Annotated in this window: 16 protein-coding genes; 3 read left to right on the forward strand and 13 right to left on the reverse strand. The window is 41.1% G+C overall.

Annotated elements, in window-relative coordinates:
- Positions 1-10: 10 nt before the first annotated feature.
- From hisC to hisZ, 9 genes are all read right to left on the reverse strand, one after another.
- The gene (hisC, locus tag KFZ58_RS02960) at positions 11-1,087 is read right to left on the reverse strand and encodes a histidinol-phosphate transaminase (protein WP_235793374.1); all 1,077 of its coding nucleotides are present in this window, start codon (positions 1,085-1,087) and stop codon (positions 11-13) included.
- The gene (gene hisIE / locus KFZ58_RS02965) at positions 1,080-1,721 is read right to left on the reverse strand and encodes a bifunctional phosphoribosyl-AMP cyclohydrolase/phosphoribosyl-ATP diphosphatase HisIE (protein ID WP_235793375.1); all 642 of its coding nucleotides are present in this window, start codon (positions 1,719-1,721) and stop codon (positions 1,080-1,082) included. Before hisIE ends, hisC begins: the two co-directional genes overlap by 8 nt.
- The gene (gene hisF / locus KFZ58_RS02970) at positions 1,721-2,488 is read right to left on the reverse strand and encodes an imidazole glycerol phosphate synthase subunit HisF (protein WP_235793376.1); all 768 of its coding nucleotides are present in this window, start codon (positions 2,486-2,488) and stop codon (positions 1,721-1,723) included. The genes hisIE and hisF overlap by 1 nt, the downstream gene beginning before the upstream one ends.
- On the reverse strand, positions 2,478-3,200 hold the full coding sequence (gene hisA / locus KFZ58_RS02975; RefSeq protein ID WP_235793377.1) for a 1-(5-phosphoribosyl)-5-[(5-phosphoribosylamino)methylideneamino]imidazole-4-carboxamide isomerase: 723 nt from the start codon (positions 3,198-3,200) through the stop codon (positions 2,478-2,480). Before hisA ends, hisF begins: the two co-directional genes overlap by 11 nt.
- Entirely contained in the window at positions 3,197-3,802 is a 606-nt protein-coding gene (hisH, locus tag KFZ58_RS02980; protein ID WP_235793378.1) for an imidazole glycerol phosphate synthase subunit HisH, read from the reverse strand. The genes hisA and hisH overlap by 4 nt, the downstream gene beginning before the upstream one ends.
- Positions 3,803-3,869: 67 nt before the next feature.
- Positions 3,870-4,454 carry an imidazoleglycerol-phosphate dehydratase HisB gene (hisB, locus tag KFZ58_RS02985; protein ID WP_235793379.1) on the reverse strand — a complete coding sequence of 195 codons (585 nt, stop codon included), beginning with the start codon at positions 4,452-4,454 and terminating at the stop codon, positions 3,870-3,872.
- On the reverse strand, positions 4,447-5,730 hold the full coding sequence (gene hisD, locus KFZ58_RS02990) for a histidinol dehydrogenase (protein WP_235793380.1): 1,284 nt from the start codon (positions 5,728-5,730) through the stop codon (positions 4,447-4,449). The genes hisB and hisD overlap by 8 nt, the downstream gene beginning before the upstream one ends.
- Positions 5,731-5,735: 5 nt before the next feature.
- Positions 5,736-6,356, reverse strand: coding sequence for an ATP phosphoribosyltransferase (gene hisG, locus KFZ58_RS02995; RefSeq protein WP_235793381.1), 621 nt, complete (start codon positions 6,354-6,356; stop codon positions 5,736-5,738).
- Positions 6,357-7,592: an ATP phosphoribosyltransferase regulatory subunit gene (hisZ, locus tag KFZ58_RS03000; RefSeq protein ID WP_235793382.1), complete on the reverse strand. Its 1,236-nt coding sequence runs from the start codon at positions 7,590-7,592 to the stop codon at positions 6,357-6,359.
- 295 nt (positions 7,593-7,887) lie between these two features.
- Here hisZ and KFZ58_RS03005 point away from each other — a divergent pair, with 295 nt between their 5' ends.
- The 3 genes from KFZ58_RS03005 (at position 7,888) to murB (ending at position 10,580) form a co-directional block, all read left to right on the forward strand.
- Positions 7,888-8,685 (forward strand): histidinol-phosphatase HisJ family protein, encoded by a 798-nt coding sequence (locus tag KFZ58_RS03005; RefSeq protein ID WP_235793383.1) that lies wholly within the window; start codon positions 7,888-7,890, stop codon positions 8,683-8,685.
- A gap of 99 nt (positions 8,686-8,784) precedes the next feature.
- Complete coding sequence (locus tag KFZ58_RS03010; protein ID WP_235793384.1) at positions 8,785-9,594, forward strand: alpha/beta fold hydrolase; 810 nt, start codon at positions 8,785-8,787, stop codon at positions 9,592-9,594.
- An 89-nt stretch (positions 9,595-9,683) separates the two neighbouring features.
- Positions 9,684-10,580 carry a UDP-N-acetylmuramate dehydrogenase gene (gene murB, locus KFZ58_RS03015; RefSeq protein ID WP_370642412.1) on the forward strand — a complete coding sequence of 299 codons (897 nt, stop codon included), beginning with the start codon at positions 9,684-9,686 and terminating at the stop codon, positions 10,578-10,580.
- 303 nt (positions 10,581-10,883) lie between these two features.
- On the opposite strand, the gene ehuA is transcribed toward murB, so the two are convergent.
- The 4 genes from ehuA to ehuB all read right to left on the reverse strand — a co-directional run bounded on the left by ehuA (position 10,884) and on the right by ehuB (position 14,098).
- Complete coding sequence (gene ehuA, locus KFZ58_RS03020) at positions 10,884-11,654, reverse strand: ectoine/hydroxyectoine ABC transporter ATP-binding protein EhuA (protein WP_235793386.1); 771 nt, start codon at positions 11,652-11,654, stop codon at positions 10,884-10,886.
- Entirely contained in the window at positions 11,654-12,373 is a 720-nt protein-coding gene (gene ehuD / locus KFZ58_RS03025) for an ectoine/hydroxyectoine ABC transporter permease subunit EhuD (RefSeq protein ID WP_235793387.1), read from the reverse strand. The genes ehuA and ehuD overlap by 1 nt, the downstream gene beginning before the upstream one ends.
- A complete protein-coding gene (ehuC, locus tag KFZ58_RS03030) occupies positions 12,373-13,038 on the reverse strand; it encodes an ectoine/hydroxyectoine ABC transporter permease subunit EhuC (protein WP_235794644.1) in 666 nt (221 codons plus the stop codon). Before ehuC ends, ehuD begins: the two co-directional genes overlap by 1 nt.
- Before the next feature lie 133 nt (positions 13,039-13,171).
- Complete coding sequence (ehuB, locus tag KFZ58_RS03035) at positions 13,172-14,098, reverse strand: ectoine/hydroxyectoine ABC transporter substrate-binding protein EhuB (protein ID WP_235793388.1); 927 nt, start codon at positions 14,096-14,098, stop codon at positions 13,172-13,174.
- Positions 14,099-14,172: the final 74 nt, after the last annotated feature.

Genomic DNA, 14,172 nt, shown 5'->3' on the forward strand with positions numbered 1-14,172 from the left:
AGTCCCGGAATTAACTCCGGGACTTCTCTGCGTTCATTATCCTATCCAATTTTTCAAAGAAAATTTCCATATTCTCATCTGTTCCAATGGTAATCCGAAGATAGTTATCGATAGCTGGTTTTTTAAAATGACGTACGAGCACACTATCCTGTTTAAGCTTCGTATAGAGTTCCTCGGCTGTTTTATTATAATGACATGCAAAAACGAAATTAGTTTGTGATGGTAGCACATGGAATCCGCGTTTTTTCATTTCTGCTATAACCCATTCCCTCGTATGGATAACTTTTTCAATGGTGGCTGTAAAGTATTCGGTGTCTTTTACAGCAGCTTCGGCACCGGCAATAGCCAGTCGGTCAAGTGTATAGGAATTGAACGAGTCTTTTATACGGGTTAATGCCTCAATAAGATCCGAATTTCCCATCGCAAACCCTACTCGTAATCCGGCGAGTGATCGTGACTTTGACAAGGTCTGTACGATGAGTAAATTATCGTATTTATGAATCAGCGACGTTGCAGATTCTGATGCAAAGTCAATATAGGCCTCATCTATAATCACGACTTGATCCGGATTATTTTCTAAAATCTCAGTGACACCATCCAAATCCATATAGATACTTGTGGGCGCATTCGGATTTGGAAAAATGACTCCGCCTTCTGATTGGAAAAAGGCCTCCACAGGTATTGTGAAGTCCCTGTTTAAGGGGACTTCCTCATAGGAAATATTGAACAGTTTGGCATAAACTGGATAAAAGCTGTACGAAATGGCTGGGAAGCGAATGGCTTTACCAGGTTCAAAAAAAGCCATAAAGGAAAATGCCAATACCTCATCAGAGCCGTTTCCAACAAAAATATTATCCTGTGATAGGTTATGATATGCCGCAATTTCAGCTTTTAGCTGATCGGCGGTTGGTGACGGGTAGAGATTTAATTTTCGGTCAAGTTCCTTACTTATCGCATCAATCACTTTTGGTGATGGTGGATATGGGTTTTCGTTTGTATTCAGCTTAATGATGTCTTCCTGATCAATCTGTTCACCAGGTACATATGGTTCGGTCCGACTAGCAACCGTGCTCCAAAAGTTACTCACTGGCATTACCCTCTTTTTGAACATGCCGGCCGTGGAGTTCTTTTTTGAGATCGTCTATGCTAACATCAACTATTTCCATTAAAACAAGTGTGTGGTAAATCAGATCCGAAATCTCCCATGTAACTTCTTGTTTGTCTGTGTTTTTTGCACCGATGATAACTTCGCTTGCCTCTTCGCCAACTTTTTTTAGAACCTTATCGATTCCTTCATTGAAAAGATAGGTGGTATAAGAACCTTCAGCAGGCTGCATGCGACGCTCACGTATTTTGTGGGCGATGGTATAAATTACGTCGGTTGTGACTGCTTCTTGCTCATGCAGAACCTGATGAAAGCAAGTATTCTCTCCGGTATGACATGCAGGTCCTAACGGTTTTACTTGAACGAGTAGCGCGTCGGCATCACAATCAAATGTTATTTTTTTCACTTGTTGTTTGTTTCCGGAGATTTCTCCTTTATTCCAAAGTTTCTGGCGTGTTCTGCTGAAAAACCATGTTTCATTCGTTTGGATGGTTTTCAAGATCGATGCTTCATTCATATAGGCTAGGGTTAATACATTTCCGGTTTCAGCGTCTTGTACGATTGCTGGTATAAGCCCATTTTCATCAAAGGTTAGTTGCTTTATATCTACTTCCATTATGAGGGCTCCCTCCTTACGATAATTTCTTTTGCTTCCAAGTAATTTTTTAACGCTGGTAATTGAATTTCGCTATAGTGAAAAACAGATGCTGCCAATGCCGCGTCTGCACCGCCTTCCTTTAATACAGTAGAGAAATGCGCTTTTGTTCCTGCGCCGCCGCTGGCAACAATTGGAATATTAACCGATTCGGAAATTCTTTTCGTTAAAGCCAGATTATACCCGTTCTTTTCACCATCCACATCAATGGCATTTACAACAATTTCACCAGCACCAAGTTGCTCACCATGTTTTGCCCATTCGATGGCGTCCATAGAAGTATTATTTCGGCCACCTTTTGTGTACACCTGCCACGAACACGCAGAGGACTCCTTTGCGTCAATGGATAGAACGATGCATTGTGTGCCGAATTTTAAAGCTGCTTCCCGGATAAGCTCAGGATTGTTAACAGCAGCACTATTAATGGAGACTTTATCTGCCCCAGCACGCAGGACTCTATGAATATCTTCCAATGAACGAATTCCGCCACCAACCGTAAAAGGGATCGCAATTTCTGCTGCAACTTTTTCCACAACATCCAGGAAAATATCTCTGTCCTCATTGGATGCCGTGATGTCATAGAAAACCAGCTCGTCGGCACCAGCCTCGTTGTATCGTTTAGCTAATTCCACCGGATCCGCTACATCCTGGATGTTTTGAAATTTTTTCCCTTTGACAACCCTGCCGTTGTCAACGTCCAGGCAGGGGATAATTCGTTTAGCGAGCATGTGGATCACCCTCCATGACTGTTTCAAAATCTAATCTCCCGTCATATAAAGCTTTGCCTATAATGACGCCATATAAATGTAAGTTTTCTAATCGTTTGACATCGCTCTTGGAAGTAACGCCGCCTGAGGCAATGACGTTCATGGAAGTAGCCTCATTGATTGCCTGCAATTCGCTGAAATTTGGCCCCTGCAACATCCCGTCTTTTGCGATATCGGTATAAATAATCGTTTGGACGCCGGTTGTTTCCAGCTCTTTAACGAGGTCAACGGCTTTTATGGTGCTTGTCTTCGTCCAGCCATCTGTTGCGACATAGCCATTACGTGCATCAATCGATACGGCTATTTTATCCCCATATGTTTGAATAGCTTTTTTTAGAAAATGTTTATCATTAATGGCTGCTGTTCCAATGATGACGCGATCAACTCCAGCAGCAATATATTCTTCTATGATTTGTAGTGAACGAATGCCGCCCCCTAATTGGACAGGAATGGTAGTTTGTTCTGTGATAGATTTGATTAAGGCTTTATTACTGGTTTCTCCTGTTTTTGCAGCATCAAGGTCAACGATATGCAAATACTTGGCAAGGTGTTCTTCCCAGCTCGCTGCAATTTCTACAGGATCTTCACTATAGATTTTTTCTTTACTGTAATCACCCTGAATAAGGCGGACACATTTCCCGTCTTTAATATCAATTGCTGGAAAAAGAATCATGAAATCATCTCCCCAAAATTTTGTAAGAGCTGCAAGCCTGTTGCACCACTTTTTTCCGGATGGAATTGTATGCCGGTAATATTGCCTTTTTGTACGATGGCTGGAATTTTTCCGCCGTAATCGGTGCTGCCTAGTAGTGTTTCTTCCTGAAAGCTTGAGACGGCATAGGAGTGAACGAAATACACATATGCACTGTCTGTGATTTTAGTAAACCAGGGGCTCTCCTTTTCCTGTGTTAACGTGTTCCATCCCATATGTGGAACCTTGACGGAGTTGCTGATACGGCTAACTTCACCGCGGAGTAAGCCAAGCCCATTCCACATGCCATCTTCATAGCTGGTCTCGTAAAATAACTGCATACCTAAACAGATTCCTAGCATCGGCTTGCCAGCAGCAGCTTCATGTTTTAGTACTTCTATTAATCCTAACTTGTTCAGTGCCTCCATGGCATCGTTAAATGCCCCGACCCCAGGAAGTATGATGGCTTTGCTGTTTTTGATAACTTTAGGATCCGTGGTTAACTCAGAATCCATATTTTGCTTCGTTAAAGCGAACTGCAGGCTCTTAATATTCCCAGCGCCATAGTCTATTATTGCGATCATATTTTATCTCCTTTTTGGGGTCTGACCCCGCTACGCTAATGTGATAAAGCGGTGGGGGACAGACCCCCTATAGTGCGCCTTTCGTAGAGGGTACACCTTTAATTCGCTCATTTTTCTGACTGGCCTGATCTAGTGCTCGGCCGAATCCTTTGAAAATAGATTCTATGATATGGTGTGTGTTTTTCCCATATGCGAGATTAATATGAAGGGTTACGCCGGCATGGCGCACAAAGCTCAAGAAAAACTCTTCTACTAACTCGGTGTCAAACGCCCCAACCTTATCCTTCAGCCCCTCGACATTATAAACAAGATAAGAACGCCCGCTAATATCCAGGGAAATCGTAGCTAAGGCCTCATCCATTGGCGAAGTGACGGATGCATAACGCGTGATGCCTTCTTTACCTGCCAGCGCTTGATGAAAGGCTTGCCCCATTACAATTCCGATATCTTCTACGGAATGGTGCTGATCTACTTCCAAATCACCGGCGCAAGTCACTTGTAGATCAAATAAACCATGCTTGGTCATCAGTGTCAGCATATGGTCGAAAAAGCCAACCCCCGTATCGACCTGAGAAGCCCCCGAACCATCAATCGTAAAGTCCAAATCGATTGCTGTCTCACTTGTTATTCTATTTAACTTGTAATTACGCATCCGGATCATCCTTTCTAATCTCAATGGCATTTGCATGTGCTGTTAGTCCTTCTGTATTAGCTAAGGTTTTAATTTGCTCCGCACTTTCGAGCAACGCCTTTTGTGAATAGCTAATAATACTCGATTTTTTCACGAAATCATAAACACCGAGCGGGGATGCGAAACGAGCCGTACCACTTGTCGGTAATGTATGATTCGGCCCTGCAAAGTAATCACCTAAAGGCTCGGGTGAATAGTTTCCTATAAAAATTGCGCCGGCATTTTTAATGTACGGCAGCTTTTCGGTTGGGTTTTCAATCATTAGCTCCAGATGCTCAGGCGCAATTTCATTAACCACCTCAATTGCATTCATCACATCATCTGCAATAATAATTTTTCCATTCTGATCCAATGATTGCTGAATGATCTCTTTTCGTTCAAGTATGGCGGTTTGTCTTTCTATTTCTGCGGTTATCTTATCTGCTAGATCAGCACTTGTTGTTACACATATCGCACTTGCCGATTCATCATGCTCTGCCTGGGATAGTAGGTCTGCAGCGACAAATTTGGGCGTAGCGGTTTCATCTGCTACTACACAAATTTCGCTGGGTCCGGCAATCATATCAATCGCTACATCCCCGAATACCCACTTTTTGGCTCTAGCAACATAAGCATTCCCAGGGCCAACAATCTTCGCCACTTTTCCAACCGTTTCCGTGCCATAAGCAAGTGCAGCAATTGCCTGCGCGCCGCCGATTTTATAGATCTTGTCTACACCGGCTTCTTCCGCGGCTACAAGTACGTGTGGATTTATTTTACCGTCCTCAAGTGGTGGGGTAACGATCTGAATGTTTTCCACACCGGCTAATTTTGCTGGTATTACATTCATTAAAACCGACGATGGATAAGCGGCTTTCCCCCCCGGAATATAGACACCGACGTTTTCGAGGGGCGTAACCTTTTGTCCCAGCACAATCCCTGGCCTTTGATTCATAAACCAGGATTGTTCGGTTTGAGCCTGATGGAACGTGGTAATATTTTCTTTTGCCTGCTTGATAGAAGTTATAAATTCAGTATTAACCAACTGTCTTGCTTCGATAAATTCCTGCTCAGATACGATAAAATCGTCTAATTTAACGCCATCAAATTTTTCGGTATAGTAGGATAGGACGTTATCGCCATTTTTCCTAACTTCTTTTAGTATCTCCAATACGGTTTGATCCAGTTTCCCGTCCTCTGTTTGTATGGAAGAACGCTCATCGGAAGCCATGAACTTTTCTGCTGTTATTATTTTCATTCAAATCACTCCAAGGAAGATTTTAAATTGGTTATAAAAAGATCGATAGAGGCAGATTTCGTAGCAAAACTGGCTTTATTCACAATTAATCTTGTACTAATATCCTCTAATTCTTCAAAAATGGTTAATCCATTTTCATTTATGGTGTTGCCTGTTTCCACAATATCGACAATTATGTCAGCCAGCCCGATAAGTGGGGCCAGTTCAACCGATCCATTTAATTTTACAGTTTCAATCGATGTACCCTTTTTCTGAAAATGCTTTTTTGCAACTGCCGGGTATTTTGATGCGATAGTAAGGTTTTTTTCCGGATACTGATCGGGTTTTCCAGCAACAACAAATTTACATCTTCCAAGCCTTAGATCAAGCATTTCATATACATCCGCTTGTGCTTCGAGAATATTGTCTTTTCCCACGATTCCAATATCCGCTGCGCCTTTTTCCACATATGTGGGGACATCGACAGCTTTAACAAAAATTAATTTAATACTTTTATCAGCACTATAAAAGACTAGTTTTCTACTTTTCTCGTGGAGATCCGTAAAATATATACCTGCAGTTTCTAAAAGAGCCATCGTGTCTTCCGTTGTCCGTCCTTTTGCCATGGCTAGTGTTATAGGTTCCAATTACAAATCCTCCCTTTTCGCTTGAAGCCGTGCAACGAGCTCCTCCGTACCAGTGAAATCTTTCGTTTCGTTGTTTCCGCGAAGCAGCTGCTTATTTTTTTCGTAACGCACTGTATACAGAGCGTTAACTTCCCCGTTCGTATCATTTGGAAATGTTAAAACCTGATAGCCTTCTTCCCGCAGTTGATAAGCCGCGGCTAAAGCAACCTTTTGCTTATCCTTTACATAATAAATCACCATATCTGGAGGAGCGGAATGACCTGTGGCTAAATTTTGCTGACGCAGTGCATCTAACAGATAATCAATTTCAAAAGCAAATCCAATTGCCGGCATCTGCTTGTTTTCCTGCACACCTAAATTGTCATATCTTCCACCCATCAACACAGGCTTGCCAACGTTATTTACAAATCCCTGAAAAATAATCCCGGAATAATAATTCATATTATTAATTAAGCCAAGGTTGAACACCACATAATCTTCTGCTTGATAATCCTTCAGCACATTAAATACATCACTCAGGCTTTGCAGGATTGCTTGCATGTTCTCATTTTGAATAATTTCTTTTGCCCGCTCTATCACGTTTAAGGGATCACCGTATAATAGCGGTATTGCTTGTATAGCTGTTCGTAAATCCGTATCGATAGCCAAATTTTCAAGAAAAGGCTTTATTTCTACGATGTTTTTTGATTGAATAAGTGCCAGCAGAACCTCTAAATCATCCGGTTTTATAGCTGCTTTTTCCACAAGTTCTTTAAAAAAGCCTGCATGACCGATTTCTATTTTAAAATTGGAAAAGCCTAGATCTTTCAATGTGTGAATCGCTAACATCAGTACTTCAGCATTACTTTGAGCTGTATTTTCACCAAAATACTCAATCCCGGCCTGTGTTCTTTCTTTTTGTTCATCTCCGGCTGGTGTTTGGCGAAAGACATCCAATACATAGAAAACGCGCGGATAATTGGTGTTGTTCAATGCTGTCATTCGGCTTATCGGAATGGTTACATCAGGCCTTAGTACCATAACTTTTCCGGAAGCATCGACAACTTTTATCATTTCATCTTTATTGACCGTTCCAGTAAGCCCGGCATATAAATCATACGATTCAAATGTAGATGTCCGTATTTGTTTATAGCCGTAAGTAGTAAAGCGACACTTAAGTGTTTCTATAAGACTATCTCTCATTTGAAAATCTTCAACACCCGTATTCTGACTGTTATCAATCATGTATTGCTGCATCGTAAATCTCCTTTCACTTTCGCTTTATTACTTTATCGCTTTATTTAAGTAAAGTTATATAGTATTCTAATAAGTATAAAGAAAAAAGTCAACAAAAAAATAAGGTCAACATCAAAATCAATGGTTGATATCAGTGAATAATAGCGGAGGAAAAACGCGGAGACTCCTGTGGAAGGAAAGGCATAGGTAAGACCCCGCAGTGCGTAGCACAAGGAGGCTCACCAGCCGCCCACGGAAAGCGTAGTGTTTTTCCGCAGCGGTCACTACAAATTCCAAAAAGTAAGGAGAATTTTTCATGTTTGATTACCATATCCATAGTAATTTTTCAGCAGATTGCAAGACACCAATGGAAAACACAATTGAACAAGCGATAAAACTAGGTTTGGAGGAAATTTGTTTTACCGAGCATATTGATTATGATTATCCGGATACATCCATCCAATTCGAATTTGATTTGGATCAGTATGATAGGAAATTAAAAGAAATGCGAGCTGCCTATGCAGAAAAAATACAGATAAAAAAGGGAATAGAAATTGGCGTGCAGCCACATTTATTAACTAGATATGAAACACTTATGCAAAATGAGTCATTTGATTTTGTCATTTGTTCCATGCATACAACTGAAAAAAAGGACTTACATTCAGGAGACTTTTTTAAAAATCGTACGGTCGATGAGGCTCATCAAGCATACTACGAGGAGCTGCTGTTTTGCGTAAAAAACTATAAAAACTTTGATGTATTAGGACATGTGGATTTGATTAAACGTTACAGCCAGGAAAAAAGCAACAACGATTTTCATGATATCCTCACCCAAATTTTCAACGAAATTATTTCAAAAGGGAAGGGGATTGAATTAAATACATCGGGCGTGCGATATGGTCTAGAAAGCGGCATGCCAAGTGCGGATATTTTAAACTTATACAAAGAATGTGGTGGTGAAATTTTAAGCATAGGTTCCGATTCCCATGTGGAAACAACCCTAGCCTATCAATTTAAGGAATCCCTGAAAATGCTTCAAGCCATTGGATTCAGGTATGTGGCTACATTTGCAGATCGTAAGCCGGTGTTTCATAAGATTGAGAAGTTAACGTAAACTTCATATAATTGTCTTCGATAAAATGTTCCATAAATGCTATAATAATAAGAAGAGAATTATTGTCTAAACACGGTTTAAGTAAGTGAGGGAAAATGCTTGAAGAAGAAGCTCATTATAAGTTTAACATCATCATTAATTATGATAGTTGGTGTCGCCGCTATTTTATATATGCCAAATAAAGCTAAATCTGAACATTATAATGGTGATCCAACGGTCTTTGTTCATGGTTATAAAGGAACAACCAATTCATTCGGGTTCATGCTGGATCGGTTTGAAAACTCCTATCAATGGGCAAATAAAGCGTTAGTATATTATGTTTCCGACCGGGGCAACGTACGGGAATATAATCTGAGCAAAGGGAAACGTGAACCAACCTTGGTACAAGTTATCTTTGAAAACAACCGAGCCAGCTTTGATGATACAACATATTGGCTATCCTCCGCTTTGAATCACATGAAAGAAGCCTATTCGATTGATTCTATTAACCTTGTCGGCCACTCGATGGGCGGAATTGTCTCACTTAAGTATTTGCAGGATTATGAGGGAGAAGCATATCCGGATGTAAATAAACTTATCACGATCGGTAGCCCTTTTAATGGGATTTACAGTCATGAATATTTTCAAATTCATCGTGATGCGGGCGCAATCGATTTAAAACCGGGTTCACTTGCACTTCAGTTGCTGCATGATAAAACGATTCCGGAAAATACGGATGTGCTTAGTATTGGCAGTACAGGTGATACAGTAGCTGTGCCGGAGAGTGTACAGGCAATACGAAACATCGTACCGAGCGATCAATTGGATGAGATTATGATTGAAAACGAGAGGCTAGGACATAGTGCCCTGCACGAAAGCAAGCAGGTTGATAAAATAATTCATTCTTTTCTGTGGCAAGATGGTCCGTAATAACTTACAATAGTACAGATGAATATAATTATATAAATGGAACGGAAAAACTTTCTAAAGGAATGATATAGGTGGTAAATTATCATCATATGTACGAAAAACTAATAAAGCTAACACCAGAGAAAAATGTGATGGTGAATGAACCCTTAAAAAATCATACGTACACCCATCTTGGCGGAGAGGCTGATTTTTTAGTAACACCGGAAACGTATGAACAGGTGCAAGAAATTGTAAAGCTTGCAAACAAGGAAGCAATTGCATTTACCTTACTTGGAAACGGGTCTAATTTGATTGTTAAAGATGGTGGTATTCGCGGGATTGTTATGAACCTGCAAAAGCTGACTTCCATTAAAACAGATGAGAATATCATTGTCGCACAAAGCGGAGCAAGGATTATCGATGTTTCAAGAGCAGCTTTAAGCGAGCAACTCGCCGGTCTGGAATTTGCTTGTGGTATTCCGGGCTCTGTAGGTGGAGCACTGTTCATGAATGCAGGGGCATATGGTGGTGAAATTAAGGATGTTCTTGTAAGTACCAAGGTAGTTGATCTGGAAGGGGACCTCTTGGATCTAAATGCTGATCAACTGGATTTGTCATATCGCACCAGTAACATTCCTGAAAAAGGATATATTGTTTTAGAAGCTACGTTTTCATTAAAAGCAAGTGAATACGGGGCGATAAAAGCAATCATGGATGACCTTACCTATAAGCGTGAATCGAAGCAACCACTCGAGTATCCGTCTTGTGGTAGCGTATTTAAACGGCCGCCAGGATATTTTGCAGGGAAGTTGATTCAGGACAGCGCGCTTCAAGGCCAGGAAATTGGAGGGGCTCAGGTGTCACTGAAACACGCCGGCTTCATTGTAAACAAAAACGGCGCAACGGCAAAAGAATATATCGCTTTAATTCATCATGTGCAAGACACGGTCAAAGGGAAATTCGGCGTTAACCTTGAGCGTGAAGTGAAGATTATTGGGGAAGACTAGTATACAAGCTGCAGGTATCCTGATTGAGGGTGTCTGCAGTTTTTTTGTGGGGGTGGGGTGAGCGAGCGTGGGCCGAAGAGTGCTATACGCTGGACAAATAGTGATGATCGCTGGACAAATAGTGATGATCGCGGGACAAAAGAGAGTGCCCGCTGGACAAATAGCGCTGATAGCGGAACAAACCAGTCTGACCGCTGGATCAACTACTTTGAGCGCGGGACAAACAGCACTAAACGCCGAACAAACAAAATCGTCTGCTCAAATAAAAAAAGCGCCCCTGCCACACAGGCAGAGGCGCTATATCTATCTTCTGAAACGATGCAGAAAGCTTTGCAGGCGCTCATTTGTTGAATGTTCAAGCACTTGGCTTGGAGGTCCTTGTTCAGCAATGACACCATCATCCAGGAATAAGACTTTATCGGCAATATCAAGTGCAAATTCCATTTCGTGTGTAACGAGTATCATTGCCATTTCGCCTTCTTTAGCCAGATCCCGAATGACTTCAAGCACTTCTCCAACAAGCTCAGGGTCAAGTGCTGACGTTACCTCATCAAATAACATCACTTTTGGACGCATAACCAGGGCTCGTGCCATTGCTACACGCTGCTTCTGGCCACCGGAGAGCTGACTTGGGTACATTTCCAGTTTATCACCAAGTCCCACCTTTTCCAGCATTTCGGTGGATCGCTTCCGTGCTTCTTCTTTATCCACTTTTCGAACATGGATGAGTGCTGACATACAGTTTTTTAAAATGGTCATATGTGGGAATAGGTTAAAGTGCTGGAATACCATCCCTATCTCGTCACGCACTTCTCTAAGATGTTTTTCATTCGCTTGAGAAGTTTTACCGTTCTTTTCCATTTTCCAAAGATTTACGCCATCGACGATGATGTCACCTGATGTAGGTGTTTCCAATGTCATTAACATACGAATAATCGTTGTTTTACCAGAACCACTTGGTCCGATAATAGCAACTTTTTCAGCTGGTTTAATATCCAGGTCAATTCCTGTTAAGACTTTAACGTCGCCAAATGATTTGTGAATATCCTTAAATTGTACAATAGGTTCTAACATTAGGCCGCTCCCCCTTTTTCAATGGTACTCAATGCTGACTTTTTGTTAAAGTTTCCATTTACTCTGTTCTCTAATTTTTTAATTAAAATGGCAGATGGATAACTCATTACCAGGAATAGAATTGCCACAATCGTTAATGGTTCAATATAAGTCCAATGTTGTGCCCCGTAATTGTTAGCCATTTGCAAAATACCAACAACACCTATTGTCGATGCCAGTGGAACTTCCTTAAACATAATAATCAGGTAATTCCCAAGCATTGGTACAGTAGGAGGTATCGCTTGTGGTAATACAATTTTAGTCCATTTTTGTCTGGTTGAAAAATTTAATGCACGGGAAGCTTCCCATTGCCCTTTATCGACATTATCAATACCTGAACGGTAAACCTCTCCAATATACGTACTAAAATGTATACCAAGGCCGAGTACCGCACTTGTAAATGGACTTAAGGTTACCCCGACAACAGGGATCATTGGCCATGCATAATAAATAAAGAATAATTGAACAAGTGGTGGAGTGGAACGAATAAATTCCATTACCCATGTAACAACCCAGTGAAAGGGTTTATTTGGTATTCTTCTTAGAAATGTCCAAACTAAACCAAATACTAATGCAAATAAGTAACACGTAATGGTTAAGCCCAACGTTATTCCAATACCTTGGATAACGATAGGGAAGGCGTCAAAGAATGTCTCCCAGCTCCAGCTATTGTTATTCATTAACTAGCCACCCCTTTCTTGGAAATTTGCTCCATTTTACGGGTCAGCCATATTAAAGGAAGTGCCATAATAAAGTAGAATACGAGCACTAACAGGTACACAACTGGTGCCTGTGACAAATCGTTGCTTCTTAAAATATCTCCATAATATAATATATCTGTCATCCCAATTAGCGATACGAGTGATGTAGCTTTTAACATTTGAATAAGGTAGTTACCAAATTCCGGTAACATCATACGTACAGCTTGCGGGAAAATAACAAGGCGCATCCGTTGAAAACGTGACATATTAAGTGCTGTGGCAGCTTCCGTTTGCCCTTTAGCTACGGAAAGAATCGACCCGCGTACAACTTCAGACATATATGCTCCATAGTTTAAGGCAATGGCAATGACACCTGCCCACCAATTACTGCCAAGTTCAATTCCAAAAAGTATCGGGATTGCGTAATATAACCAGAATAATTGAACGATTAGCGAAGTACCGCGAAATACTTCCACATAAAAACCGGTGAATTTTCGTAGTACTATATTATTTGAAAGGCGGCATAATCCGGCAACAAATGCCATTAAATATCCAAAAAAGGCCGCAGCAAGAAGGACAGTAATTGTAATCGTAATCCCTTGCATTAATACTGGGAATATCTCCATCATCGCATTAATTGTCATCACTCCTTTGTATTATTGATTCACTTAACGTTAACAACACTCCGAAGTCAAGTTGTAAAAAATATAGGGTCAGCTCCCCTTGGGCGAGGAGCTAGACCCTATGGAGTAACTATTTTAGTACTTCTAATGTGAATTAATAATTTTCTCCGCTACATACTGATTCTGCTGTAACTTCTCCTGCAGCTACGAAATTACTCTCTGGATCAAATCCATTTGCCTCTAGGAGTTCAGCTACTGTACCATCTTCTTTTAATCCTTGAAGTGCTTCGTTGTAGGCATCACGAAGTTCGGTGTTATCTGGATGAAACGCTGGTGCACCATAGCTTGGCACGCCCTCAATATCCGGTTGTTCAAAGTTCTCTACGAATTCAATCTGTGATTCATCAGAAGTTTCCATTGCTAGTCTAAGCGTCATTTCTGTTGCTGTTGTAACGTCGGCTCTATCTGCTTGAACAGCAGAGAATGTTGCTGGAATATCCGGAGCAGTTGTTACTTGGCCGTCGCTTACACCCATTTCTTCTAAATAACCAACTTCTGTCGCTCCAGACATTACCGAGACCCTAATATCAGGGTTATTAGCAATGTCTTCATAGCTCTCTATACCTAATGGGTTTCCTGCCTGAACAACAAGCCCTTCCCCATATACCATTTCCGGTTCAGCAAATATTGCATTTTCACAACGATCAGGTGTGATTGCCATCCCTGCCGTAACAAGATCATATTGTCCTGCGTTTAGTCCAGGAATTAATTGGCCGAAATCCTGTAGTTGGGCATCCATTTCATCAACCCCAAGCTCAGCAAAAACGGCTTTCGCTATATCAACCGCTGCCCCTTTTAGTTCTCCGTCGTCTCCTTGATATCCGTATGGTTCTTCATTCGCAAAACCAACTGTTACCGTACCGGATTCCTGTAATTCTTCTAGTTTACTACCTGAATCAGAGCTACTTTCCCCGTCTCCATTATCTCCACTTTCGCCGCCTGCCTCTTCATCAGATCCCCCACAAGCTGCTAGTACAACAACGGCTAGCAAAAACACGAAACTAAGTAATAATTTTTTCATTTCTAAATGACCTCCCTTTATAATTTGAAAAAATGTAAAACCTTTCTCTTGGCATTAAAGAAAGTATAAAACTT

It is taken from the genome of Virgibacillus sp. NKC19-16 (assembly GCF_021560035.1).
GTDB classification, from domain to species: domain Bacteria; phylum Bacillota; class Bacilli; order Bacillales; family Amphibacillaceae; genus Virgibacillus_L; species Virgibacillus_L salidurans.

Excerpts from the sequence above, each read along its gene's own strand:
- hisIE (WP_235793375.1), bottom strand. The coding sequence starts at position 1,721 with ATGGAAGTAGATATAAAGCAACTAACCTTTGATGAAAATGGGCTTATA.
- hisF (WP_235793376.1), bottom strand. The coding sequence starts at position 2,488 with ATGCTCGCTAAACGAATTATCCCCTGCCTGGACGTTGACAACGGCAGG.
- hisA (WP_235793377.1), bottom strand. The coding sequence starts at position 3,200 with ATGATTCTTTTTCCAGCAATTGATATTAAAGACGGGAAATGTGTCCGC.
- hisH (WP_235793378.1), bottom strand. The coding sequence starts at position 3,802 with ATGATCGCAATAATAGACTATGGCGCTGGGAATATTAAGAGCCTGCAG.
- hisB (WP_235793379.1), bottom strand. The coding sequence starts at position 4,454 with ATGCGTAATTACAAGTTAAATAGAATAACAAGTGAGACAGCAATCGAT.
- hisD (WP_235793380.1), bottom strand. The coding sequence starts at position 5,730 with ATGAAAATAATAACAGCAGAAAAGTTCATGGCTTCCGATGAGCGTTCT.
- hisZ (WP_235793382.1), bottom strand. The coding sequence starts at position 7,592 with ATGCAGCAATACATGATTGATAACAGTCAGAATACGGGTGTTGAAGAT.
- KFZ58_RS03005 (WP_235793383.1), top strand. The coding sequence starts at position 7,888 with ATGTTTGATTACCATATCCATAGTAATTTTTCAGCAGATTGCAAGACA.
- murB (WP_370642412.1), top strand. The coding sequence starts at position 9,684 with ATGTACGAAAAACTAATAAAGCTAACACCAGAGAAAAATGTGATGGTG.
- ehuA (WP_235793386.1), bottom strand. The coding sequence starts at position 11,654 with ATGTTAGAACCTATTGTACAATTTAAGGATATTCACAAATCATTTGGC.
- ehuD (WP_235793387.1), bottom strand. The coding sequence starts at position 12,373 with ATGAATAACAATAGCTGGAGCTGGGAGACATTCTTTGACGCCTTCCCT.
- ehuC (WP_235794644.1), bottom strand. The coding sequence starts at position 13,038 with ATGACAATTAATGCGATGATGGAGATATTCCCAGTATTAATGCAAGGG.
- ehuB (WP_235793388.1), bottom strand. The coding sequence starts at position 14,098 with ATGAAAAAATTATTACTTAGTTTCGTGTTTTTGCTAGCCGTTGTTGTA.